21 protein-coding genes and 1 pseudogene are annotated in these 24,349 nt (G+C 59.4%); 13 read left to right on the forward strand and 9 right to left on the reverse strand.

Annotated elements, in window-relative coordinates:
* Window positions 1-192 precede the first annotated feature (192 nt).
* The 3 genes from HJB83_RS24055 (at window position 193) to HJB83_RS24065 (ending at window position 2,247) form a co-directional block, all read left to right on the forward strand.
* A complete protein-coding gene (locus HJB83_RS24055) occupies window positions 193-960 on the forward strand; it encodes a hypothetical protein (RefSeq protein WP_221159668.1) in 768 nt (255 codons plus the stop codon).
* A 455-nt stretch (window positions 961-1,415) separates the two neighbouring features.
* Window positions 1,416-1,592, forward strand: coding sequence for a hypothetical protein (locus HJB83_RS24060; RefSeq protein ID WP_221159669.1), 177 nt, complete (start codon window positions 1,416-1,418; stop codon window positions 1,590-1,592).
* A gap of 40 nt (window positions 1,593-1,632) precedes the next feature.
* Window positions 1,633-2,247 (forward strand): hypothetical protein, encoded by a 615-nt coding sequence (locus HJB83_RS24065; RefSeq protein ID WP_259671402.1) that lies wholly within the window; start codon window positions 1,633-1,635, stop codon window positions 2,245-2,247.
* A gap of 83 nt (window positions 2,248-2,330) precedes the next feature.
* Here HJB83_RS24065 and HJB83_RS24070 read toward each other — a convergent pair whose 3' ends face one another.
* Genes HJB83_RS24070 through HJB83_RS24090 form a run of 5 tightly spaced genes read right to left on the reverse strand, consistent with a single transcriptional unit; the run spans window position 2,331 to window position 5,583 of the window.
* A complete protein-coding gene (locus tag HJB83_RS24070; protein WP_221159671.1) occupies window positions 2,331-2,840 on the reverse strand; it encodes a hypothetical protein in 510 nt (169 codons plus the stop codon).
* The gene (locus tag HJB83_RS24075) at window positions 2,837-3,319 is read right to left on the reverse strand and encodes a very short patch repair endonuclease (protein ID WP_185828506.1); all 483 of its coding nucleotides are present in this window, start codon (window positions 3,317-3,319) and stop codon (window positions 2,837-2,839) included. The genes HJB83_RS24070 and HJB83_RS24075 overlap by 4 nt, the downstream gene beginning before the upstream one ends.
* Window positions 3,309-3,890: a hypothetical protein gene (locus HJB83_RS24080; protein ID WP_185828507.1), complete on the reverse strand. Its 582-nt coding sequence runs from the start codon at window positions 3,888-3,890 to the stop codon at window positions 3,309-3,311. The genes HJB83_RS24075 and HJB83_RS24080 overlap by 11 nt, the downstream gene beginning before the upstream one ends.
* Window positions 3,890-5,404: a DNA cytosine methyltransferase gene (locus HJB83_RS24085; RefSeq protein ID WP_138385523.1), complete on the reverse strand. Its 1,515-nt coding sequence runs from the start codon at window positions 5,402-5,404 to the stop codon at window positions 3,890-3,892. The genes HJB83_RS24080 and HJB83_RS24085 overlap by 1 nt, the downstream gene beginning before the upstream one ends.
* Window positions 5,401-5,583: a CopG family transcriptional regulator gene (locus HJB83_RS24090; RefSeq protein WP_210384122.1), complete on the reverse strand. Its 183-nt coding sequence runs from the start codon at window positions 5,581-5,583 to the stop codon at window positions 5,401-5,403. The genes HJB83_RS24085 and HJB83_RS24090 overlap by 4 nt, the downstream gene beginning before the upstream one ends.
* Before the next feature lie 225 nt (window positions 5,584-5,808).
* Between HJB83_RS24090 and HJB83_RS24095 the strand changes: the two genes are divergently transcribed.
* The 6 genes from HJB83_RS24095 (at window position 5,809) to HJB83_RS24120 (ending at window position 14,385) form a co-directional block, all read left to right on the forward strand.
* Window positions 5,809-7,299: an ATP-binding protein gene (locus HJB83_RS24095; RefSeq protein ID WP_221159672.1), complete on the forward strand. Its 1,491-nt coding sequence runs from the start codon at window positions 5,809-5,811 to the stop codon at window positions 7,297-7,299.
* A gap of 4 nt (window positions 7,300-7,303) precedes the next feature.
* Complete coding sequence (locus HJB83_RS24100; protein WP_221159673.1) at window positions 7,304-10,048, forward strand: Z1 domain-containing protein; 2,745 nt, start codon at window positions 7,304-7,306, stop codon at window positions 10,046-10,048.
* Entirely contained in the window at window positions 10,045-11,040 is a 996-nt protein-coding gene (locus tag HJB83_RS24105) for a PD-(D/E)XK motif protein (protein ID WP_221159674.1), read from the forward strand. Before HJB83_RS24100 ends, HJB83_RS24105 begins: the two co-directional genes overlap by 4 nt.
* Window positions 11,033-13,105: an AIPR family protein gene (locus HJB83_RS24110; protein ID WP_221159675.1), complete on the forward strand. Its 2,073-nt coding sequence runs from the start codon at window positions 11,033-11,035 to the stop codon at window positions 13,103-13,105. Before HJB83_RS24105 ends, HJB83_RS24110 begins: the two co-directional genes overlap by 8 nt.
* A gap of 220 nt (window positions 13,106-13,325) precedes the next feature.
* Window positions 13,326-13,931, forward strand: a complete 606-nt coding sequence (locus tag HJB83_RS24115; RefSeq protein WP_221159676.1) for a hypothetical protein — start codon at window positions 13,326-13,328, stop codon at window positions 13,929-13,931.
* Window positions 13,915-14,385 (forward strand): GIY-YIG nuclease family protein, encoded by a 471-nt coding sequence (locus tag HJB83_RS24120; protein WP_221159677.1) that lies wholly within the window; start codon window positions 13,915-13,917, stop codon window positions 14,383-14,385. Before HJB83_RS24115 ends, HJB83_RS24120 begins: the two co-directional genes overlap by 17 nt.
* Window positions 14,386-15,183: 798 nt before the next feature.
* On the opposite strand, the gene HJB83_RS24125 is transcribed toward HJB83_RS24120, so the two are convergent.
* Window positions 15,184-15,711 (reverse strand): hypothetical protein, encoded by a 528-nt coding sequence (locus HJB83_RS24125; protein WP_221159678.1) that lies wholly within the window; start codon window positions 15,709-15,711, stop codon window positions 15,184-15,186.
* Window positions 15,712-15,724: 13 nt separating this feature from the next.
* Between HJB83_RS24125 and HJB83_RS24130 the strand changes: the two genes are divergently transcribed.
* Window positions 15,725-16,108 (forward strand): hypothetical protein, encoded by a 384-nt coding sequence (locus tag HJB83_RS24130; RefSeq protein WP_221159679.1) that lies wholly within the window; start codon window positions 15,725-15,727, stop codon window positions 16,106-16,108.
* Between the two features lie 57 nt (window positions 16,109-16,165).
* Here HJB83_RS24130 and HJB83_RS24135 read toward each other — a convergent pair whose 3' ends face one another.
* Window positions 16,166-16,324: a hypothetical protein gene (locus tag HJB83_RS24135; protein WP_221159680.1), complete on the reverse strand. Its 159-nt coding sequence runs from the start codon at window positions 16,322-16,324 to the stop codon at window positions 16,166-16,168.
* A gap of 137 nt (window positions 16,325-16,461) precedes the next feature.
* Window positions 16,462-17,589 (reverse strand): annotated as a pseudogene (locus HJB83_RS24140) (RHE_PE00001 family protein).
* Window positions 17,590-17,777: 188 nt separating this feature from the next.
* Here HJB83_RS24140 and HJB83_RS24145 point away from each other — a divergent pair.
* The 3 genes from HJB83_RS24145 (at window position 17,778) to HJB83_RS24155 (ending at window position 20,408) form a co-directional block, all read left to right on the forward strand.
* Window positions 17,778-18,926, forward strand: a complete 1,149-nt coding sequence (locus HJB83_RS24145; RefSeq protein ID WP_221140537.1) for a site-specific integrase — start codon at window positions 17,778-17,780, stop codon at window positions 18,924-18,926.
* Between the two features lie 291 nt (window positions 18,927-19,217).
* Complete coding sequence (locus tag HJB83_RS24150; RefSeq protein WP_221140539.1) at window positions 19,218-20,210, forward strand: phospholipase D-like domain-containing protein; 993 nt, start codon at window positions 19,218-19,220, stop codon at window positions 20,208-20,210.
* Window positions 20,211-20,222: 12 nt separating this feature from the next.
* Entirely contained in the window at window positions 20,223-20,408 is a 186-nt protein-coding gene (locus HJB83_RS24155; protein ID WP_221159681.1) for a hypothetical protein, read from the forward strand.
* Between the two features lie 86 nt (window positions 20,409-20,494).
* On the opposite strand, the gene HJB83_RS24160 is transcribed toward HJB83_RS24155, so the two are convergent.
* On the reverse strand, window positions 20,495-24,139 hold the full coding sequence (locus HJB83_RS24160; RefSeq protein WP_221159682.1) for a hypothetical protein: 3,645 nt from the start codon (window positions 24,137-24,139) through the stop codon (window positions 20,495-20,497).
* Window positions 24,140-24,349 lie beyond the last annotated feature (210 nt).

Genomic DNA, 24,349 nt, shown 5'->3' on the forward strand with positions numbered 1-24,349 from the left:
AACCGATGACTTCACTAGCATCAGTTTCAATGACCGCTAATGGCGCATTCTTGCCATCAATGTCGTAGCGGCATTTTTCGGAAAGCCCAATCGAGCTTGCTCAATGTGCGAGGAAAACACCGCTTACTCCTTACCTTCGTTCAGGTGATCGCTCACTGCGAAGACAAACAACACTAACGAAGGATTCGGCGGGTGCGAGAAATTGAGGATTTCACTGACGATCGGCTTAAGGCCTGGTGCATCCACTGTGGCGCGGTGATTGCCGACGTCGAGAGCAATCGCGACCATGTTCCGACCAAGTCGCTCCTGACGAAGACACTTCGAGAACGGGGCGCCGACTATGACAGCGGCGCGGGGGATGAAATGGACTATCTGCCACAGGTTATCGTCTGTCGACGCTGTAATTCCAGCTTCGCGCCAGACGAGAACTACCTCCTTTGCGTGCTTCACGCGGTTATGGCTGGAAGCCTCTATCCCGATCCGACGAAACATCCCGAAGCGGCAACCATTCTGCGGAGTAACCGGCACGTAGTCCGATCTCTGAAGAAAGGGCCGGACGGACAGCTTCTTTTGTTCGAAAGCCTCCAGCCGTTCACCCTCTTTCCCCACCCCGACAAGGTACGGCGCGTCATTGTAAAAAACGCTCGGGGCCACGCCTATCACGAGATCGGCGAGCCGCTGCTCGAAGCGCCTGATCACGTTGCATTCGTACCGCTGGAGCAGTTGAGTCGAGAGCAGCGCGACGCCTTCGAGACTGTCGGTACCGGCGCGGAACTTTCTGTTTGGCCAGAAGTCGGAAGTCGCATGACCGTCCAACTGCTCGACGAGGAAGCGATGGTCGGCGGCTGGACCACGGTCGAGCCCGGTCGCTACCGCTATTCTATAGACTGGTCCGACGCCGTGAGGGTGAAGACTGTCGTATGGGAGTATCTCGCTACCGAGACATGCTGGGAGCGCTAGACACTGCTAAACGGCTCCGGCAACGACGGGACTATTGTCGGCGGAGTGGCCATTGGCAGCGGATGCGGTACACGCACCCGTCAGTGCGAGCCAATTTTTCGTTCATGCTACGCTGTAGCGTCACCTAAGGTGTTCGTCCTGCGACAACGGCTTTTCCGCGAACAAGAAATAACTTATCTAGTTTCAACCCCCAGCTCTGAATCGCGGGGATGCAATTAGCGAAATTAGCAGAAAGAGCATTGGATCGATTTCTGCGGCTCTCATAAAAGGTGGTCGAATAACCCAATGCCTGCTTCGGGCGGTACTCAAGGAGCTGCGGACGGAAGCGTGGCGGCGATGAGATCGTGGTCCAGAGTTTTACTGTCACAGATGACCACGCTTCGCTATCCAAGTTCCTGCAGCGGTTCCAGCAATCGTGAAGACGGGACATTAGCACCCGCTCAACGAGGATGATCATGAAGGCCTACGTGATCGACAGCAATATGCTGCAGTCGGACGAACTCCGCCGCTACTTTAAGGAAGAATGCGGCAATCTAGCGATACTCCCGGATCTCGCGTGGTACGAACTCTACAAGCAGCAATCCTTAGAAGGGCTGAGATTGGGGGCTTTCTGTCGTCGGCGATTATGCTGAGCAGGTGATCCTCCTTCGGTCTGGGGGCCAGATATCGAGCTTGGATCCTGCGGTCGCTGAGGATTTGAAACGACTGGTCTTCGAAGGACCTGAAGGAGAGATCGGCGAACTTGTTCGCCTCGTAAGGTCTGACGAACCAATGGACGACTTGGCGGCGGCTCAATTGAACTCGCTATGGGACTGGGCACGAACTCTGCAACCTTCGTTGATCGAAGGCGCGATGGACATCGCCGTGTCTTTTCCTGAGATGCAGGAGCAGATGTTCAATCACCAGGAGCTTCGGATTATCAGGACGAACGGCAAGTACACCGAAGAGATGGTCTTCACCACCTTCGGCGCCGCGTTGCAGATTTGGGAAACTTTGGCAGGCTATTACGAAATCGAGTGGGAGGGCCTCGACGAAACCCTCGTGTGCCGCGCCTATCTCTTTCGGTATGCACTGGGGATAGTGATCAATCTGCTCTGGTGGATCCGCGGCGGCAGTCAAGCGGTGGTGCGCATGGATCGAATGAGCAATGATCTCATCGATCTCGGTTTCGCTGTGTATGCCACTTACTTCGACGGACTTTTCACCCGTGACGAGAAGGCCGCCTGGGTTCATGCCAATCTAGTCGCAGCAATCGCAAGTTTTCGCAACATTCACAGCGCTGATTGAACTCCTGCCGCACATGTTTCGCAAAGGCCGCCCGAAAAGTCCCTTGGACGCGCCCGTGAGTTTCAGAGGCTCATGGCGAGGCACTAGCCTGGCTGGGGCGTGAACAGCGTCGCTCGCGAAAGGGTCTTTGCTGCAAGCCCCACGTACCAGGCATTCATCCGGCTGTCCCAGCTGCGCACCTCGCAGAACGTTTTCCAGTCGAACTCGTAAATCGACAGCAGCTGCCAGTCGGAATCGATGCGCACGACAATCAAATATTCGAATAGCTGCTTCTCCCGGTCATCGCGATCCGGATAGACGGTGCCGGTCTTACGCGCATCGAGCACGCCCTTGATCGAATAGCGGTCGCCGCGCCGGGAGAGGGCATCGACATTCTGCGTGCCGGTCGGCGCAGGCTGTAGATTGGGACGACCCGGAGTAGCGTTGTAGAGGGCGATCGCAAGGTTTTCGGCGACCTGCCCGACATTCAACGCCAGTCCGCGTCGCTTGAGCTCCGCCGCCACCCGGGCGCGCAATCGAAGCAAAGCAATGTCGCTTAAGTCAGCGAGCGCGTCCGACGGATCTGTTGGCGGAACCGGCAGGGCTTGGCTCATAAAATCTCCTCCGCTGTCGGTGAAATACGTTTCTCTGCAATCTCGTCGAACATGGCGTCGCTGTTCAAGAAGGCTGTAACTTTTTGAGCGAGCTGACTTTCTGGCAGGCGGCCGCGTCCCTTAAGCGCGCATTCCCAGATCAACAGGCTGCGCCAGCCGAGCTCCTTGAGCAAGCTCACCGCAGTGGCATCGCGCTGGCGGTTCAGAGCGATCTTGGCTAGCCAGAATTCTGTGCGAGTCGCCGGCGTACGAAACAGGGAGCAGGTGTGACCATGCCAGAAACAGCCATGCACGAAGACAGCTGTGCGAAACCGTGGCAATACGATATCAGGCTTGCCCGGCAGGTCCCCGCGATGCAGTTGGTATCGGAATCCGCGGCTGTGCAGCAGCCGGCGTACTGTCCATTCTGGCGCTGTGTTCTTCGCGCGGATGCGGCTCATATTGAGCCGGCGCTGCTCCAGTGTCAGTCTATCGGCCATCGCTCCCGGCCGCCTGCTCCCGGGAGACAGCATCGTCCTCGGCCAAGGGCGCACCGACCGCCAGATCGGCGGGCACGGCAGGAAAGGCTGCTGACAAGGCGTGAAAGGCATCCGACCCCGCGGACAGCACGGCTACGCTGTCCCGAAATTCGACGGCAAGGCTAGCAACGATCCCCGCATGGAGCAGACGCTCACGCTGGCGGCCGATAAAGGTCATCAGAATCGGCTGATCGCCGTTATTGTCCGCAACTGAGCGCAGAAGCACGAAATCCTTACTGTCGAGGAAAGCGCAAGCGTTGGCCGTGATCTTGCGGCCGCCGAGGCGCCAATTCTTGCCGACTTTACCAATGTTCCTGAGTTCGCGGTTGCCATAGCCTCCATAGACACAGATCAAATCCATATCCGCGCCGCCGTTTTCGAACAGCTGCGCGCTCAAGAGCTTGCGCGCGACAGGCGTGGTCAGCGCGATCGCGCGCTGCTTGCTGGTGGCGCTCAGGCGGTGCGCCGAGAAGATACCCAGGTCCGATTCCGCCAGTGATCTGACGACGATAATCTCGTCGCGCCGGCTCATCAGCGACCCGCGCCCGCCGCGAGCGGCAGGTCCTCTGAGCTTGCTTCCCCTATGAGCTGCCTGTGCAGTGTCTGTGCGATCGCGCGCGCCAGCAGCGGTGGGACGGCGTTGCCGATCTGACGGAAGGCCGGGTTCATTGTTCCCGCGAAGCGAAAACCGTCAGGGAAGGACTGCAGGCGGGCAGCTTCGCGTACGGAGATCGGCCGTGCCTGCCGGCTGTCGTAATGAATGTGGCTGTAGCCGTCCTTGCCGAGATGCGCGAGGAGAGTTCGGGCGGGCGTCACTGCTTCCATCTTGCGCCACTTGTTCGGAAATTTCCCGGCATCGTAAGGCGGCACGAAAGCGGCCTTGAGAGCATCCCATTCGGAATCGCCGTCTTCCGGCCGCTCACCCAGTGCCTGGAGCCGCTCGAGCTCGGACTCGAACAGGCTCAGTGCGTAGCGATGCGCCTCAGGATATTGATCACCCGGCTTCAGGCCGGCGAAGATACGATAGTCCCGCGGGAGGTATCGTATCACATGGTCACGCACATGCGAGCCGCCCTCGAACCCGGGCCAAGCCCGCATCGCCTTCACATAGTCGTTCTGCTGGTTATGCCCACCATAAGGGAGCATCGCATCGAGTCGCCGCGTGCCGCGCCGGAGCGTCCCTTCGGCAAGTAGTTCCCGCGCCATGATTTCCGGAAGATCGCCGATGGCCTCTTGGGTGCAGACCGCAGGCTGCAGGGTATCATCAGCTTCGGGCGCAGCCTTATATCCGCTGCCGCTAGTTGCCGCAGTAGGTAGATCCTTCCCCGTCGCCAATTTAAGCGCGACAGCGCGCGACCCCTGATAACCGGACGGCAGGTCGATCCAGTGCGTCGGCGCGGGAAACTCGACATCGTCCGCAAGCTCCTTGCGGATTGCGATGAGGATCATCCGTTCACGCATCTGCGGCACGCCGTAGAAGGCTGCGTTGAGCAGCGTGTAGCGGACAACATAATCCTTGCCGGCGAGGATCTCGCCGATCTCTGCAGCGAGATTGTGACCGCCATGATTGAGCATGTCCGGCACGTTCTCGATTACCACCGCGAGCGGAGCGCAAGCCTCCACATAGGCGAGATATTCAATATAGAGCCGCGCGCGCGGATCATGCCGGAACGCCTCGGGGTGTTCGGCTATCTCGCGCAGCTTTGAGCGTCCAACACGCGCAAATGCCTGACAGGGTGGACCGCCGACAATGACATCGAAGGCACTCGCCGCCGAGCCGAGACCAAGCGCCGTGGTAAGATCGGTAGGAGATGTCGCAGTGATATCGCGCGCAATACTGTGGCGGTCTTCGCCATGATGGAAGTTGAGGCCGTGCGAGCGGGCCGCTTCAGGATCATTCTCGACCGCGGCGACGATCTCGTAACCCGCCGCCTGAAAACCAAGCGAAATCCCGCCACAGCCCGAGAAGAGATCAAGCACACGAGGGCGCGCCCCGGCGTGTAAACGCTGGATTTTCTGGCGGATGACTTTCGGGTCAGCGCTCATGACCGGTCGCTTCCGAACGGCAACTCAGTCTGGCCGGCTTTCGTCGCAAGATAATGCAGAACTGCCTGTCGAATCACCCAGGCACAGGATACATCATTGGCAGCAGCCAACGCCTGCACTTGGCGATGCACGCCTTCTGGCAGTAATACGGTTGTGCGGACGGTTTTTACTGTTGCCAAGATTGCGATACTCCTTAATACCGTGATACACCAGATCGCACCACTATGCACCACTTTTCATCAATGCATGGCCGGAGGCGATGTGCAGGATCGGATGAGTTCCCAGACGGGCTGACAGAATTGCGAGAACGCGGTTTCGCGCCGGTCAGCTCCACTCTCCGCACTGTCCGGCTCATGTACGCGTTGGCAGACACGCGTTTCTACTGCCGCCATCGGAGATTCTCTTTGCGTCCTATCGAGATCACGCCATCACCACATGCACTCCTGAGATCTCTACGTGGTCTTGGTTATTCACCCGAAACCGCGCTCGCTGATCTAGTCGACAATTCGCTCGCTGCCGGTGCGCGGCAGGTCCGTATCCGTCTCGAATGGCGCGACAGCAATCCAATTGCCGAAATTCTCGACGACGGTGCCGGTATGAGCTTTGATCGGCTCGTTGAGGCCATGCGCTTCGGGGGCGCTGGACCCGACGCCGAACGAGAAGGCGGAGATCTCGGGCGGTTTGGACTGGGATTGAAGACTGCTTCGCTGTCCCAATGCCGCGAGCTGACCGTTGCGTCGCGCCGCGAGGGCGTAGTCGCGCGGCTGGCCTGGGATGTCGACCACGTCGGGCAAGAATGGCGCGCCGACGCGCCTGACGAGTCGCCGCCAGGTGAGCTGGCGACCGAATTCCAGACGTCAGGCGATGGCACGCTGGTGAGCTGGGGCCGGATGGACCGGTTCGGCGGGCTCTGGGGGCTTGATCGCGATGCGTTCAATGACCGCATCTCCGATATCCGCGCGCATCTTGCGATGACCTTTCACCGCTTTTTAAGTGGCGAAGCACGGCGGCTCGCGATCAGCGTTAACGGCCGGCCCCTTGCCGCCTGGGATCCGTTTTGCCGAGGACATGATGCAACCATTGCGTTGCCGCGTGATATCATTCGCAGTCCTGAAGGCGCGATCACGGCACGGCCATATATTCTTCCTCATCGTGACCGGTTCGCGAGCGAACGCGAATGGGAAGACGCCGGCGGCCCGGGCGGCTGGATCGAACGGCAAGGGTTCTACGTCTACCGCGGCGACCGCCTCGTCTCTGCCGGAGGCTGGCTTGGCCTCGGCGGCGCTCGAGCCTGGACTCGCGAGGAGTCAAGCCGGCTCGCGCGTATTGCTCTCGATCTCCCCGTCGCGATGGACGAGACGTGGCGGATCGATATTCGCAAGTCTGTCGCTCGACCGCCCGCCTGGGCGCGGGCACGATTAGCAGGTCTTGGCGCGGACTGCAGGCGGCGCGCTCGCGAGGTCTTCGCTTGGCGTGGTGTCGGATCGGGTGGCAAGGGCCGCCGGGGCGACGCTGATGGGGGAGCATGGCCATGGGAAGCGCGCAGCGCCAAGGCCGTGCCACGCTATCGTGTACGACGGGACCATCCTGCAGTTTCGGCTGTGGTTGAAGCGCTCGGTGCCGAATCGAGGCTGCTTGAGGGACTGCTCTCTGCCCTCGAACTCACCGTTCCGGTCGAACGCATTTGGCTGGATGTCGCCGAACAGGGCGGCGCGGATCCTGCGCAACCGGTGGCAACCGAGATTGCCGAACTCGCTGCACCGCTTGCAACGCTGGTGCGCAGCATGAATAAGATGGACGATAGTGGAGATCGGCTCGACTCGGTGCTACGTTCGCTTGGCGTTGCGCAGCCTGCGTTGCGCGCCGCCATCATCCAAAAATTGGGGGAGAATTGAGCTGATGGATCCGGTCACACAGCTTGCGAACACTGCCCGCGTTGCACTCGGTCCGCGAGCCGGCGACCGCACGCTGGGCACGGATGAGATCATGGCGGTGGTGCGCGCCTCGGCCCCGCTTGTGGGGCTTACCAGTGGACACAGTTTCACCGAGGATGAGGTTCAAGCAGCGACGCGCGATCTTGAGGCCCTTTTCGTGGTTGCGCAGGGACCGTCGATCCGGCTGCTCGGAGAAACGCAACCGCCACCCTGGTATCTTGGCGAGCGTCGTCGCCCGGGCGCCTTTTTCTCGCGCTATCTGCAGAAGCTGGGCGAGAGCGGGTGGGCGCCCCGCGCGCTCGAGGTGCTTGAGGAAAGCACCGCTGATGTGCTTGAGCTGATCGATGATCCCAACCGGGATGTGCCCTGGAATTGGCGCGGCCTCGTAGTCGGCAATGTTCAGTCAGGCAAGACCGCGCATTATGCAGGGGTCATCAACCGTGCCGCTGATGCCGGCTATCGCGTAATTATCGTTCTGGCGGGCATGCACAATATTCTGCGTCGCCAGACCCAGCTGCGTCTCGACCAGGATTTTCTCGGCTTCGATACCGCCGGGAATGCCGGAAGCGGGGGGCGGCGGCCGGTCGGAGTCGGCTTGTTGCCGGGACCGGTGCAACTGGTCGACAGTCTGACTACCTCCCAGTTGAACGGCGATTTCAACCGCACGGTTGCGCAAAATTCCAATTTCGCGCCGGCTAACCGCCCGTTCGTGTTTGTCCTCAAGAAGAACGGCGCAGTGCTCAAGAACCTCAATCGCTGGATCGCGCGACTGCCCGAGGAGTCGCGCAACGCACCACTGCTAGTGATCGATGATGAGGCTGATCAGGCATCGCCTGACACGGGAGATCAGGGCTTCCTCCCGGACGGCAGCTTCGATGAGGATTATGATCCGAAACGCATCAACGGCGAGATCCGCAAGCTGCTCGGCGGGTTCAGGCGCAGTGCTTATGTCGGCTACACTGCGACTCCCTTCGCCAACATCATGATCCATGATGAGCGTGCGGCTGAGGACTATGGCGCCGACCTATTTCCTTCCGCCTTTATCGTTTCGCTGTCCGCTCCGGACGATTATTTCGGACCACTCGCGGTGTTCGGTCGCGACGACGACGCTGATTCAATGGGACTGCCTGTCATCCGCCATCTCGACCAGACCGCTGAGAATTGGATTCCTGACCCGCACGATAAGACGCTGCGGCCGATATACCGGGGCGTGACGCGAGTCCCGCCGAGCCTCGCGGAGGCGATCCGCAGCTTTGTCGTCTGCTGCGCAGCACGAGCCGCGCGCGGCCAAGCCAACGCGCACAAGACCATGCTTGTGCATGTTTCGCGATTTCAGGATGTCCATGACCCGGTCCATGCCCAGGTCGAAGGAGAGCTTCGCTCGATCCGCAATGCGATCGCTGCGGCCGATCCGATCGAAATGGCGGAGCTCGAGCGGCTGTGGCGCGAGGACTTCGAACCGACCACCGAGGCGATGGCATCGTCTGTGTACGGCCGTTCTGTCCGTCGGATCGGCTGGGATGAGGTCGCAGCACGGCTGGGAAATGAGGCTGACCGAATTCAGGTCGCGGTATCCAACGGCCGCAGCCGCACGGGGGTCGATTATGATGCTGCCGACGCTGCCGGGCAGAGCCTCTCGGTCATTGTCATTGGTGGCGACAAGCTGTCACGTGGGCTGACACTCGAAGGTCTGTCGACCAGCTACTTCCTGCGTGTCTCCCGTCAGTATGACAGCCTGCTGCAGATGGGGCGCTGGTTCGGTTACCGCCGCGGCTATGCCGATCTCTGCCGGCTGTACACCACCACCGATATGGAAACCTGGTTCCGACATTTGGCTACGGTCAACGAGGATCTCCGCGCGCAACTGGCACATATGCGCGTTACGGCTGGCACTCCCAAACTCTACGGTCTCAGCATCGCTGACCACAGTATCATGAACGTGACGGCTGCGAACAAACGGCGGCATGCTGTGCTTCGTCCGGTCACCTACGCCGGCGAAGGCAAGATCCAGACGGTGCAATACCGGGACACCGATACTACGATCGCGAATGCTGCGGCTGTCGACGGCCTTCTCGAGGAACTGGAGGATCCGGAGATCGATCCGGCCCGGCCGGGAGGCCGACCACCGGCAGCGGGGTTCATCTGGCGGAATGTTCGTGGCAACCGTGTCGCCGCGCTGCTTGAGGCCCTGGCGTTTCCGCCGGAAAGTAGCGACGTCGATGGAAAGCGCATGGCGGGCTATATCACTACGCAGCTCGGGCGGGGCGAGCTGAACGACTGGACGGTGTTCGTACCTGCTGGTGTCGGCGCCACTGTGCAGGTGGCCGGGCGCGATCTGCCCAGCGTTCGTCGCTCGCCGATCGCCCGTTCGACCACTGCGCGATTTATCACCAAGTCGATCCTCAGCCCGCTCGACGAGGCCATCGATCTGAGTGACGATCAGTATCGCCGCGCGCAGGCAGAAACTGATCAGGTACTAGCCGACGAAGGCGAGCCTCCCGCCGACCGTCCGGCCGGTCCCTGGATCCGAAGGGTCCGGGGTGAGGATCCGCGTCGCGGTCTGCTCATTCTCTATCCAATCGACCCGGCAGGCGCCGGCCTTGAACCTGGAATCCCACTCTGGGGTGTAGTGGTGAGCTTCCCGACCTCGCCGACAGCTTCGGCCAACTGGCGCCTAGAAAATACCGTCCAGCAGCGCGCGGCACCATGAGCATGACTCCTGATGCGGCCGCATTACTGGGGGAGTGGGACGAGCTGGCTGCTGTAGCTCCAGGGGACCGGCTGTATCGCACCCGACGGCTTTCCCGACCCGCGCAACTCGACCTCCGCGCGGGTCTGCGAGAAATCGACGGCGCGCCGTGTCTCGTTGCATTGCCGGGTGGCGCTGGTAATTCCATCGCTTCTTTTGAGACCGCAGGCCTGCGGCTGTCGCGAGCCGCTGATCCTGCTGGCCTCCTGCTTGTCCTCTCACTCGAAGAACCCTCCCGACGTGATCTTTTCGCCGAGATTTGCAGCGATTGCATCCGCACCGTCCTGCGCTGGGAAGATGAAGGCGAAAACGAATTGGTCACCGTCCTCGCCGCACGCCTCGCTGCGTGGCGAGCGTTTCTGCGTGATCAGACCAGTGGTCTCTCGAGAAACGAGATGGTTGGCCTAATCGGTGAGCTCCTCGTCCTCGATCGGCTGCTCGATGAGAACGCTGAAGCGGTCGCCGCGTGGAAGGCACCCGATGATGGGTTGCATGACTTCGTGCTCTCCGGTCATGGCCTTGAGGTCAAGACTGCGCTGGGGCCGACGCGACAACTCCATATTTCGACGCTCGATCAGCTTGACGACGCCGGGCTCGCCTCGCTGCACATCGCGCACGTCCGCCTTGTAGAGTCGGTTTCCGGCGACACGCTCGGCCAGATCACCACACTGATCGAACAACGGTTGAACGGTGAGCGGGCGCGTAGTGCTTTTCGCAATGCGCTTTTGCGCCGCGGACTCTTACCGGGCGGCGACGCCAACGCTGGGCCGCGGGTCGCTTGCGCCGGGATTGATGGTTACGCGGTGAGCGATGGCTTCCCGCGGCTTCTAAGGAACGATGTATCGCTCGGTATCGCCGAGGCCACCTATCAGGTTGAGGTGCGTGCGCTGGCCGGCTTTGCCGTCGACATGGCAACGGTGTTAGACACGTTCGGGGGGACGGGCAATGAGTGAGAATGCAACGTCGGAATTCGCTCGAGCGCTGGCGGATGAAGTCGATGAGGCGCGTGATGATCCGACGATAGACATCCCGTCGACTGAGGCGCTCTTCACCCGCATAGTCATCGATGAACTGGAGGAAATTGGTCATTTCGAGGCGGCCTTTGATCTACCTCAAGAGGGGAAGGTCGGCCGGTCACCGTTCCGGATTAGTGGGTACGTGATCGATGAGGACGCTGGCCAACTTACTCTCTTCGCGACGCACTACTCGGGCGACGTGCCGCCGCGTCGCGTTCCCGCCTCAGACCTTCTAAAGACTGCAGAAAAGGCTGGCACCTATGTCGCTGCATGCATTGGCGGGCTTGCAGACCGCATCGAGCCTTCCAACACAGAGGCTGGGGACCTCGCGCGTCGCGTGGCGGCGCTTGGCGAGCGCATCGACCGCTTCCGGATCGTCGTGCTGACCGACTGCATTGCAGGGGGCACGCTGCCCGCGACGGTCGACAGTCATGGAAAGTCGATCGAGATCGAGCTCTATGACATTGTCAGGCTACACAGAGTTCTTGGAGAAGGCCAGACCCGCGGTGATATTGACGTCGACCTTGTCGCCCTGGCCGGTCATCGCATCGCCTGTCTGCCGGTCGCTTCGGGGGCAGGGCATTACGACGCGTTCCTTGCGGCTTTCCCTGGGGAGGTGCTGTCTCGCATCTACGATCGATATGGCACGCACCTCCTCGAGCTGAACGTGCGCGCATTTCTGGGACTTTCCGGGCGCAAATCGGTAAATGCCGAACTGCGCCGCACGCTGGTCGAACAGCCGGAGATGTTTCTGGCATACAACAACGGCGTGGTCGCAACTGCCGATGAGGTCCGGCTCGAGTATGAGGGTGGCGCGGTGTACCTGACCGGTCTGCGGGGCCTGCAGATCGTCAATGGAGGACAGACGACGGCATCGCTTCACCGTGCACGGCGCAAGGAAAGCGTTGCGCTTGGCGCGGTGGAGGTACCGGTCAAGATTATCCGAGTGACCGAGGGGGATCTGGAGCAAATAGTCTCCTCGATCTCCCGCGCAGCGAACCGACAGAATACTGTGCAGCAGGCCGACTTCTCGGCCAGTGACCCGTTCCACCGCGAGGTGGAGACATTGGCGAACAACGAGTGGCTCGAAAGCGGGCGCGGGCGCTGGTTTTATGAGCGAGCGCGCGGATCATGGCTCGCAGCCGAGCAGAAGGCTTCTTACCGCACTACCGAGCAGCGCGCCTTCCGCGAGCAGACGCCAAAGTCCCGACGCTTCGATAAGCTCGACCTCGCACGTTATCTGTCGGCGTGGGACGGCTTCCCCTGGCGTGTCGCTTTTGGCGGTCAGAAAAACTTCCAGGCGTTCATGCAGCGCCGCAAGGAGCTGACCGCTCCACCTCCGGACACTGCTTGGTTCCACCGGCTGATTGCGCTCACTATTCTTTATCGTACGACTGAGCGTCTGGTCCGAACGATAAAATTCCCTGCGTATGGCGTGAATATTGTCGCATATCTGATCGCCGCCCTTGGAGAGCGCACCGGCGGCCGGATCGATTTCGACTTTGTCTGGCGCCAACAAAAGCTGTCGAACGAGATGGAGGCCCTCATCTCCGCCTGGGCTCCGCTGATCGATCAGGCGCTGCGTGCAAGCGTCGGTAACCACAATCCCACGGAATGGTTCAAGAAAGAGGACTGCTGGGCTGATGTCCGCAATCACCTGCCGACCCTGTCGGATCCGCTCCCGGCAGAGCTTAACGGCACCTCAACCACGACCGGCGCTTTGGCGGAAAGACGCGCACAAACTCTCCAGGTAGCTGACTATGATCGAATCGAGGAATGCATGCGCATTCCATCGGCGGTCTGGGTGGCGGCGGCCGAGGCCGGTCAGCGCAGCGGAGTGCTGCATTTCAAGCTCGCCAGCATCTGCATGACACTCGCCAACTATGCGGCAGGCGGCTGGAGCCGTCGTCCTTCGATTAAGCAAGCAAAGCATGGGCTCGAGAGTGTTGCTAAGGTGCGTGCCGCGGGCCTGTTCGACGAAACACAACGCGACGCCGGGTAGAGGATTGCAGCGTGCATGACCTTTAAGAATGTCGATGCCGAAGTAATGTTCTTGTCGCCGCCCAATCGCACGGACGTCAGCCCGCGCGGAAACACTAACAGCAAGTTAATTGGTTGTCTGCCTCTCGGTCGAATGCCGCCGGGTTTACCAGCCGAATCGGTTCGGCTTGTCCCTTTCCGGATGCCCTCTCCCCAGGGCATCTTCAACTGAAGTGAGCATAATGACGGACAAAGTGATCGCACAAGTCCCAGGCTTCATCATCTACCGTACAACGGATTCCGGACCGCCTGTCCCATATGTTCCGGAAGCGCGGGAAGAGTCCAGCAATCACGGATTCATGGATCTGCGCGACCATCCGGAGCTGGTCGACGCCATTCCCGAGTGCATGAAAAGCCCCGGCCTTGCCGATCTCATCCGTGCCCTGAACGAGGCCGGCTCTCTTCTTATGTCGATCGGATGCGAGTGCAAGATGAACGACCGGGAGCCGGACGACGGAAATCCTTTTCTGCGCTACTTTCACTCCTATACCGACCTGACCTTCCGCGATCCGGCGAGGCACGCAACGGAAGACCAGCTCGTGACACTCGCGAAAGCAATGGCCAACAGCATCCAGTTCGAGGAGGAGGTCCCCTGCTCGTTCGAGCTCGGCGTCCAGCGTATGAAGCATTTCTTCGGCGGCGAGGGCTATAATCTCAGCATGGGCCTGTCCGGCTTTGGTTCTGACGAAGCTGAATCCCGCGCGAACTACGAGAAGGCCGCTGCTTTGACCGCCGCCATGTTCCGGCGCCTGACCGCGAAAGAGAAGCTCGGTGCATCCGGACTTTAAGGCTTACGCGGAAGCGCTTCATCCCAAGTTCGAGGCCCTGATCGCGATGGCGCCGGTGTCCGGCGGCAATTTGCCGAAGATCATGCCGGCGCGGGGCGTTTATCTGTTCAGCGAGGGGAACGACCATCTTTATGTCGGCCGGACGAACCGGCTGCGCCAGCGGTACGGCGATCATTGCCGGCCAAGCTCCGACCATAACAGCGCCCCCTTCGCCTTCAAGCTCGCGCGCATCGAGACCGGGTTCATCGAGAAATCCTACAAGGCGGGCGCCACGAGTCGGAAGGGCCTGTCCCTCAACGAAATCTTCATCGCCGCCTTCACAGGAGCGAAGGCGCGGGTCAGAGCCATGGATTTCCGGTTCGTCGAAGAGGTCGATCCGACCGCACAATGCCTGCTTGAGATCTACTGCACGGTCGCGCTGCGCACCCGTCACAATGACCTCGAGAACTCCTAGCCGGCTTGATTCAGGCGCTTAGCATTCCGGGATGGAGCCGCCTTCACGTTGTTCCGTCCGACATTTCTGGCCTCTCCTGGCTGTTTCCTCCTCCGCCGCGGTGCTCCCGCGACGTTGCCGACAGCGTTGCCGACCGCAGAGCGGAATTTCCAGCGCCCTGACCAGGGAAGCTTGTGACGGGTGGCATGCCAGGAAGTCCTCGCGTTCACAGCGTGCGCGACGGAACCAAGCATGATGAAGGCGGCGATGATGCCCGCGGCGATGGCGGCGCCGGGATCGACAGTGCGCGAAGGGCGTGGAACCAGACATAGGCGCCGACCGCCAGAGCGGCCAACATGATGACGTTCCCGACGGGATCACCAGTTCCTCTCCGCGGCGGCTTTGCCGGAGCCCGGTTTTCCTCCTGTTCTTTCCTGTAGCGATCATAGCCCAGCATTCCGCCCAAGGGAGTAGGTTGGGAACCCGGATCGCCCGATCAAGATATTTGCGCCTTGCCTAATAGATTTCCTGACAGGATTTCCAGACAACGGAAGGCCAGAAAACAGGTGGTCCAGCCGCCATCAATTTCTGTGTCCGGAAAACGATCGATTTCCGGACCCAGGAAGACGGCTATGTGCTTCAGTGGCGTGCGTACTCGATTGCAATAAGAAGGTACATAATCGCTATGATTGCATAATAGAACGGCATCATTCTTTGGTCTCCAATGTTGCGGAGGTGCGACGTGCGCCTCCGTCACATGGCGAAGGCTTTGCGGATCAAAATTCGCTGAGACAGGCGGGACCCGCCGTGATGACGGAGTCAGCTGCCTTGGGCGTCTTTATCGCTACCAGCCTTTCTTGAACGATCCATCAGGGCGATGACGGTGCTATAAAGCGCTGCCTGAACCTCCTCTAGCTTCGTCGGGTTCTGGTCTTCCTCGACGCCATTGCTATAGAGGTGGCCTTCCCAAAGGCCGCCGACGAATTGCCCGCCAAGCGTGAATCCCCCAGTCTTGCTGCTCACGACCGACAAGTAACCGTCGTCGGGATGCAGGCGGCGTTTAGGCAGCTCAGGAAGGGGAAATGGCACCGATGCACTGAAAAACTGCATTTCGGATGGGTCGCGGAGTTGCATCTTCACCCGCCAAGCTCCGTAGTCATAGCCGCTCGGCCTGTAGATATGGACTGTCAGACGATCGGTGAGCCGTCCATATTCTGCCTTAACGAACTCCTCGATCAGCTCTCGGGCTTTTGTTGTCGGCTGGACGCCGATCCCCTGGCAAATAGCTTCGAAATCAGCTTTGGTGCCGCTGGAGATCCTAGCCTTTATGATAGCGTCTTTTTCCACAATGCAGTTCCTTGTGACCACATTTTTAGAATATGTGTCTTGTGCCCCCAAATGTCAATTATGGGTGCACAAAAAAATTATCGTCTCGATGTTCTTGCAGCCGGCGCGGCTGATTACTATTTGTGTGGAAACAGTTTCGGGGATGGAAGTGGGTTCAAATCCCACCACGTGGCTCGTTGCGGTTGCCTTCTTCTTATTAGCGATAGCGATTGACGCTCTCACCAATGGAAAGGACAACCACATGAAAACAACGAACTCTTTTATTGCCAACGTGCGGACCGTTTACAAACGACTGAAGACTAGCCTGATCACGACAACTCAGGCGATCGCGACAGCCGTGGTGACGGATTTGGTGACCACCTTCCTCCATTCGAAGGGCGCTCCCGGAAACGGTTGAGCGCCTTTCTTTTTATCCTCGAGGTAGAAAAGAGGCGGGCCGAATGCCCGCCCCTACTTAGGCAAGTTTCCGGTCCAGCCAGTCATAGCCGAGACCGGAACAGGCGGCGATGGCCGCGATCAGCAGCGGGTGCAGCTCTGTCGCGATGGCTCCGTAGAGGAAGGTGCCTGAGGCTACGGCAAACGGGGCGAGCTTGTTGAACGTTTCTGGTGACATGATGTTTTCCTATGTCGAGCGGCAAAAGCACCGCACCAGAATTGTCGGCCGTGGCGATGCAAGGCACAAAAAAATGCACTTTCTTCACCGACAGGATTCTGCGCAAACCACCATTGTGCATCACCAATGCCTGTAATCTAAAATACACCCCACGCCCGAAACCTCCCCCTCCCCGTCATCTCCCGCAGGCCCAGCTCCAAAACAATCCGCCGCGCCGCCTGCGGCGTGACCTCGAGCGTCTTGGCCACCATCCCAGCCGACACCAGGGGCTTCGCCATCACCAGCTCGATCAGTTCCGGCAATTTTGAAGACGTCCGCCGCCCCTCCAGTTTACGGTCCATCATCGTTTTCGCCAGCGCCAGCCGGTCATGTTCCTTCAGCCCGATCTCGGCGGCCGCCAAAAGCCCGTGCGCTATCGCGAGCAGTCGGGTCTCCCGTTCGCGATGCCGGCGCCGATCGACGGGAATGGTTTTGAGGCCGAGATTGATCGCCGCCAGATGCGCTCCGCTGGTGATGCCGGCCTGGCGCAGGATCGAGGCGGCCAACAGTCTGCCAAGCCAAGGCGCGTGTTGAAGGATCGACAGTTCGTTCCAGGCATCGAGGGCGACGATCGCCTGCAGCACCGCCGGCAGATTTTCGACATGCCGCAGCACACCGCGCATTCGTCGAGCCTGGAATCCTCGTCCCAGTCGAGATCATAGACCAGCGGATCGGCCGGAGCCCGGCCGGGCTTCTTGGCTCGTTCGATCGCGGCGTCAGAGCGAGCGAGCAGCGCATCGATGGCAGCATAATCGACGCCGGGAATCCCGTCAGCTTCGTCGATGTCTTTCCACTCATCTTCTGGATCGGCCGTGACCGCGGGCCGAATGACGCCGGCCGGCTCCAGCGCCTCAGCGCCGAGCGTAGTAATGTCCGACGTACGTCGCAAAGTTCGGATACCCTCTGTCGATAACGCCCAGTCCGGCGTCTGCGCGGCGATGCGCCTGCGAGTTCGCAAAATGTCACGGGCGATTGTCAGTTCATGGGTGGGTGTGCGGATATCGCGGGTGGCGTCATGGAGGACGAGGTCTTCCAGGTGGACGAGTTCGCCGTCGATCCACAGCGAGGCACAGGCGTCGGCGAAGTTTTGGCGTTCGATCCATCCCTGACCGACCGGCGAACGGGCAATCCGCTCATCGAGACGCGTCAAGGCGACACCGGCGTCAAGCCGGCCGCATCAAGGTGGATATGCTGATTTTCGCGAGATCGTAAGCCATTGAAATCATGGTAAACGATTTGCTAAAGGAAATCTATCTCGGTATTACAGTTCGCCACTGGATATGATGCTCCAGGCCACGCCTAACCATCGATAAGTACTGGTTATCGATGGCAGTTGATCTGGAGTCGCAAATCAGAAAGAACTGGGGCAAATGGCGGCCCTGAAGGCCGCCAAAACTGCGATTTTGGAGCGCCCGTGGCCAAAGCCAAGAAATCAGCAACCGCGGTGGAGTGCCGCGCCGAGGAGCTCGACACCATCGCCGCCGTGCTGCCGATCGAGCGCCGCGACGAGCTCGCCGAGCTGCTCACCGACCAGGATGTCGAGACGCTGCGCCATCTCGTCAACCAGGGCATGGGCGACAACACGCTGCGGGCGCTGACTTCCGACCTTGCCTATCTGGAAGCCTGGGGACTGGCGGCGACCGGACAATCCCTGCCCTGGCCGGCACCCGAGGCGCTGCTTTTGAAATTCGTCGCGCATCACCTCTGGGATCCGCAGCACCACGAGATGGATCCCGATCACGGCATGCCGGCCGCCGTCGACGAAAAGCTTCGGAGCCAGGGTTTCCTGAGATCCGTCGGGCCGCACGCGCCAGCCACCGTGCGCCGGCGGCTGGCGAACTGGTCGACGCTAACCAGATGGCGCGGTTTTAACGGCGCCTTCGCCTCCCCTTCTGTGAAATCAGCAATCCGCCTCGCCGTGCGCGCTGTCCCGCGGACGCGGCGCCGCAAGAGCGCCAAGGCGGTCACCGGCGATGTGCTGGCAAAGCTGCTGTCGACCTGTTCCACCGACAGCCTGCGCGATCTGCGCGACCGGGCGATCCTGATGGTCGCGTTTGCCTCCGGCGGCCGCCGGCGCAGCGAGATCGCCGGCCTGCGGTGCGAGCAGCTGACCGTCGAGCCGCCGATCGAGGAGCCGGACGGCCCTCCCCTCCCCTCACTTGCCATCCATCTGGGCCGCACCAAGACCAGCTCCGGCGAGCAGGACGATGTCGTATACCTGACCGGCCGGCCGGTAGAGGCGCTGAATGCATGGATGGTGGCCGCGAAGATCGAGAGCGGCAGCGTGTTTCGGGCGATCGGGCGGTGGGGGACTGTTTCGAAGCGGGCGATCGATCCGCAGTCGGTCAATGCTATCCTCAAGCAGCGGGCCGAAATGGCTGGGTTGGATGCTGGGGAGTTTTCCGCGCATGGATTGCGGTCGGGATATCTGACAGAAGCGGCCAATCGCGGCATTCCCCTCCCCGAGGCTATGGAGCAGTCGCGCCATCGCTCCGTGCAGCAGGCGTCTAGCTATTATAACAATGCAACAAGGAGGAGCGGCCGGGCCGCGAAACTTCTCTGACCGAACTCGACAGAGGGCCGTCTTGAGCAAGGTCGGGTACAAGAGTACTGCGATTAAGAGCGAATTTTCACGCTAGCGATTGGTGCAGCGGGCCTTGAGTTGCTAACCGACGTCACCCACGGCAGCGGCCTAGGCGTCCGAATGCTATAACGAGCAATCTCATAAACGCTTTGAAAGCGTTCTTTGTTACATGAGAAGTTGGCAAGAGCCAGGTAGAGTATGACCGACAAAAAATTCTTATGCGCCACGTGTGACCAAGAACTCCAGATATGTCATTGCGAATGTTCAAGCATGTTCGTAGCGGGCACTAAACGTCTTTGTGAGCTCTTGGAGTTCTGCCTCAAGAAGACGGATCATGAATTAATCATCTCTTCGCCTTGGATAACGGACAAAGCCGTGCGGACGATCACCGAGCGTTTGGCAAAGGAGGCGCATCGGATATCAATACATATTTACACCGACTACGCGTCAAACCGGGAAGAGCCAGGTTTGAGTAAAAATAAGCGGCAGACCCTCACCCAGGGCAGCAAAGTCACCTTGAAGAAGCGATTTGAGCGGAGCGTGCGGACGCTCCGCTCCCTTGGGGTATCAATCCATCAGCTTCGGAACGTTCACAATAAATCGCTCGTTGTAGACGACAAGATCTTCATCGACGGTTCTTTCAATTGGCTTTCTGCAGAGAGGACAGCGAATTCGCCGGTGGTTCGCCACGACTCTGCTTTGGTCATCACCGGCAAACAGGCGCATCGTCATCGATGCGAATATCTGGATGCCCAATACCGGATAGAGCTCGAACCAGAGCCATTGTATCTCGACGACACCGACCGAGACAACGACATAATGGATTTCATTGATCTCAACACTGAAATCGCTCGGTTTCCGAGGAACAAGGATGAACCAATATACACTCGGTCGCTCGCACTTCCGCAGTGCCAGCCTTTGTTCTTTGCCGTCTGCGAGCGGGACAAAGGCAAGGTGATGCGACGTGGTATCGACATGGCCATCCTGAAACTCAATGAGGGATCCGTCCCGCTTATGCGGGAGGAGAATTTTCATATTGAGGACGCTTTGGTCGCTGCGAGGCCATACAATGAATACGACGACGAGCAAAAGCGCTTCGTAGTTTTCAGGGTGGAGCGCAGAAACCTCGCCACGGATATCAGGTTAACGGGCACGTTCTCGCGGAGTAGGCCTCTCCGCGATAGCAAAACTCCACTCCAGACACATGACATCATTCCACCAAACGCGTTGTGCCTGCTTCCAACGGTCTTCGAAGAGAGCTAAGAGGGATTGGGAATGACACGCCCCGATGTATTGCCTGCGGCTGCGCTTTCTGCCCTGACTGACGTGGCCGAAAGCCTAGCCAGGCATATGCCGATTGATCGTAAAATCGATGGAGTTGACAGGATCACGCAGCACCGCTACTCGAATTCGCTCATCGAAAACTCGCCTGCACAGTCAGCCGCAGGTCGCATTCTGTAAGAATGCAAATATGCTTCGCGGCTTCGGTCTAAATGAATTTAGCGCAGCCCGACGCAACGGCCGGGCAGCGCAAATGCTTTAGGGCGCTATGGTAGCTCCGCGCATCCACTAGGCGTGAACCCCGCGGCTCCCATACTTCTATAGTCCGTCGCGATATTGACGAGCTGGGACATTGCTTTTGCAAATTGCATAGGAACGATGCCGCTCGTCACGAGCGCAGACCGGAGGCGAATTTTCGCCGGGGCAATGCCTGTCAGTTTGGTCAAAACGCCTGGATCATTCTTGAAAAAGCTGATGCGATCGAGATGCTTCTGGATTGGCGTCCGCTTGCCGTTTCGCATTCCCGTAGTCGTGTAATCAGCAAGACGTTCACCAACTTCACCAACCGTTCGATCGAGCAGCAGCCGTTTGCACTCAATGATCCAGACATCACCCTCCTTGTTCCAGGCGAGCACGTCTACATCTCCAAGTTCCTTCTTTCCGTGGAACTGTGTCATCAGCTGATCGGGCAGTGCCGTCAGGCCAAGCTCCGTCAATCGCGCCGCAACGGAATGATTGAAGGCATGCCCGCGCTGATCGACGACTTTGCCGATCCATTTTCCGATCTCTTTGGTATCGAATAATTCGGCTCCTAACCTGCCTTCGATAACCTCGAAGTAGCGCCGAACGACTCGTAACAGGAGTACCGAAGAAACCAGGATTTCGGGGTCCTCGCCATCGCTCAACTGAACAAACGGGCGTCGCGTCAGCGACAGCTTCCTGTTCATTCTCCAAGGCTCCCAATCCCGCGGACGGGCGCCTTCCGGCTTTAACTCGTCCCACTGGGGCCTCGGCCTTAAGGTGAGAGATACGTAGGCGCGATCAACGTCGACATCGGTGCCGAGATCAGCCAGCAGTTCACGAAATTCGGTTCTGGTCATCGAGACCAGGATATCACCATTTCCGAGTGCCATTTCCGCCACGCTGTGCGACAGCTCGATGAGCTCCGCTAGCCCCATGCCGAACTCAGCGCGCACCCCCGCGATGAGGTCGGGATCGAGCACCGGAGCCGTGGGGCTCCGCGCGTCAGGCTCGGATTTGTCAAATGAATCCGCGTAGCCTGCGGCCGCATCGCGAAAGGCGCGGTCACCGTGCGCGTGAGTATAGGGCTTATGCAGCTGATCGTAGAAACCCTTATCAAAGAGGAAGCATCCACTCGGTGTGATCCTAAGAGGACCTGTTGCCAAACCGTAGTAGTAGGCATCGCTTTGCGTCGCACAGTCTATCAGTGTGCAGACTTCCGCAAGCAGTTGGTCGAAGTCGATCTCCGTGCAGGAAATGCCGCCTTCGGTCGGGCAGGTACACAACGCCATTTCCGCCATCGCTCGGCTGGCCACTCCGGCCGAAGCCCGCTTCCCCTCCTGCTCATTGTGTGTCGACAGGACATCTCCCTGATCCTTGTGCAGGGCAAGAAGCGCTGCAGCGGTCTGGCCCCACTCGGCTCTATCCCGATCGATAGCCTCATGGTTAACAACCGCTTTTACGACCAGACTTCGTCGATCAATCGTTGCCAGCCGAGCACGGATTCTATCCCAAAGCCGAATCACCGCAGCATGTAGCAGAGATTTGACATTGCCTTGCTCAACAATCCCACGCCCCGTTGCGCCAGCTAGCGTCGCCAGCCCGAGGTCGGACCAGGCCCGGTCTTCGTCTGATTGATAGAGCGGCGTCGGTAGGGGCAACGCCGCCTGGATCATCTGCTCGGGGTCTCCTGCCGGGATCGCATGTGCAAAACGGGCGTCCTTAGTGCCAGCAATCCTTACAGCGAGCTCGTCCGCCCAATCGACTGAGCGAGGCAATCCCGCCAGCTGGCTGGCGCCAAGCGCCATCGCTGCGATGAGATAACGCTCCGCAATGTTCGTCTCGTGGATGTAACCACATAGACTGGCAATCCTTGAATCGATCCTGATCACGCCGCTCGACACTGTCACATTTGGACGCGCGAGCTGATCGGCAGCGATCGGGGCCAGTTGTGACAGGTCTTCAAGATCAGAGAACAGTAATTCCATCGCAACCGGGCCGGCCGGCAGGGTTGTCAGCTCATGCTCTAAAAGAGGCGCCAACCTGAGCAGCCATTTCTGTGCCGCGTCCCAGATGTTCAGGGTCAACGCCCGATTGCCAAACGGTCCGAATTCCTGGTCGATCCACCACGGTCTCTGCTCTGTTTCGACGACAACCCGCAATTTGTCCTGGAGAGCATCCATCGGCGAAACGAAAATGGGGAGTTGACTGACTTCCTTGAAGTACGAGGACGTGGAACGCCTTTGCACCTCGATGAGCGACCGCCCGTCCGGTCCTATAGTGAGATGGTAGTCGCTCTCCGTTCTTATTCGATGACGCGCCAGACCGGCGTAGCCACCGTCGAGGGTCGCTATCCCTGACAACGGCAATTCGACGGGCACAACTTCAAAATTGCGTTCCTGCAGATAACCGTAGAGATTGATGAAGCCGTAAGGGTTTTCGATTTGCCAACCGCGCGAGTGAAGCTTCTCCTGTTGCTCCAGGATTTTCCAGATCCGCTTCGCGGTGAAGTCCCCATCCCAGCTCATTCTTAACCCATCGCTCAGCGACAAGTCGACGTGATGCCAACTGGCCGGAGAAGATGCAGCATCTCTAGCCGATCCTCGCCCTACTCCGCCATGGACGAAAAGAGTTAGCCCGTGCCGATAGTTGGGGCGACTGGCAAGTTCGGTTTCAGCGTCGCGAACCGATTCCATCACTCCTTCGCCCACCTCGGATACTCCGAGCAGTCCTGTTTGCAGTGTCTCGGTAAGATCGTCGCCAATGTGCACAATAACAGCATGGCAGCCATCTCCGAATGTCGTCCTAATTAGGGTGGTGCGCGAATTCAGCTGCTCCAGATCGTCATCCGAAATCCGATTGCTGAAGCCAAGATTTGATGCGAAAAATGTCCGAACGTCCTGAAGCTCGACAGCACGGAGCGTGGCCTCGAGGCGCGGCAACGCGTTCTCCGATTGGGCAAACTCCAGAATAAAGCGGCGTGCTGCTGCCCCGATTGCGGTCGGCAAGGCGAGGAGCCAGTCGTTTCCCTGCCTCAGCAATGGGTACCGCTCCAGGAGCGAATGCCCGAGCACGTCTGACCCAATGACGTCGCGCTCATTGTCTGCAAGAACAAAGGGGGCGATTTGCCAAGCATGAATACGAAGGTTTTCCAGGTCCTGGACGCTGAACCGCGCGGCCGACCGCGTTGCCTCGGCTGTACCTGGCGAAACGGTGACTTTTTTTCCAGGGCGGGACGCACATTTGCCATAGCGTTTGACACCGGTTCGCTCCGAAACCCCGCGGGCAATTTGGAGAATGGCCATTACGTGGTGATAGGCGGCTTGAGCCCATTCCTCATCGGGCAAACAGAGCAGGGCAGCCAGAAGGTTCTGAAGGTAGTACCCGTTATCAATCCAAGAGCCTTCGAGCAGGACGACGCCGCCTCCCCATGCTGGCACGACGGTGGCAAAAACATCTTCGACAGGATCCTCACCGAGGCCAAGGGGGTCTTGAAGCAGGTCATCATTGAGCCACTCACGGATCTGGGCATCAGACGGGATTTGCGTTCCCCGGCAGAAAGCGACGGCGAGATGGATCAAGGCCTCGATCCGGTACGTGGCAACCTGATTTTCGGGGATCGTCGACAGACCCGATAGCGTCTGGACGAGGTGGAGGCCGTCGAACTTCACTAGCCGCGCACACAGTTTTGCCTGCCGCGTAGCCAGGGCATTAAGGTGAAGGCCCTCCCCTAATTGGTTATGTAGCTTTCCAGTTAACAATCGCAATCTCGCTCCAGCATTTTTACAACATGATGGGTACCTCAAGTCGATCGTGCTGGTAATGTTAGGCAACTCTTTTTGGGAGGCTGCCAACTTCGTCCCCAGCCTTCTAGGCAACTT

This window comes from Rhizobium sp. NZLR11 (genome assembly GCF_019685115.1).
In the GTDB taxonomy this organism is placed as follows: Bacteria; Pseudomonadota; Alphaproteobacteria; order Rhizobiales; family Rhizobiaceae; genus Rhizobium.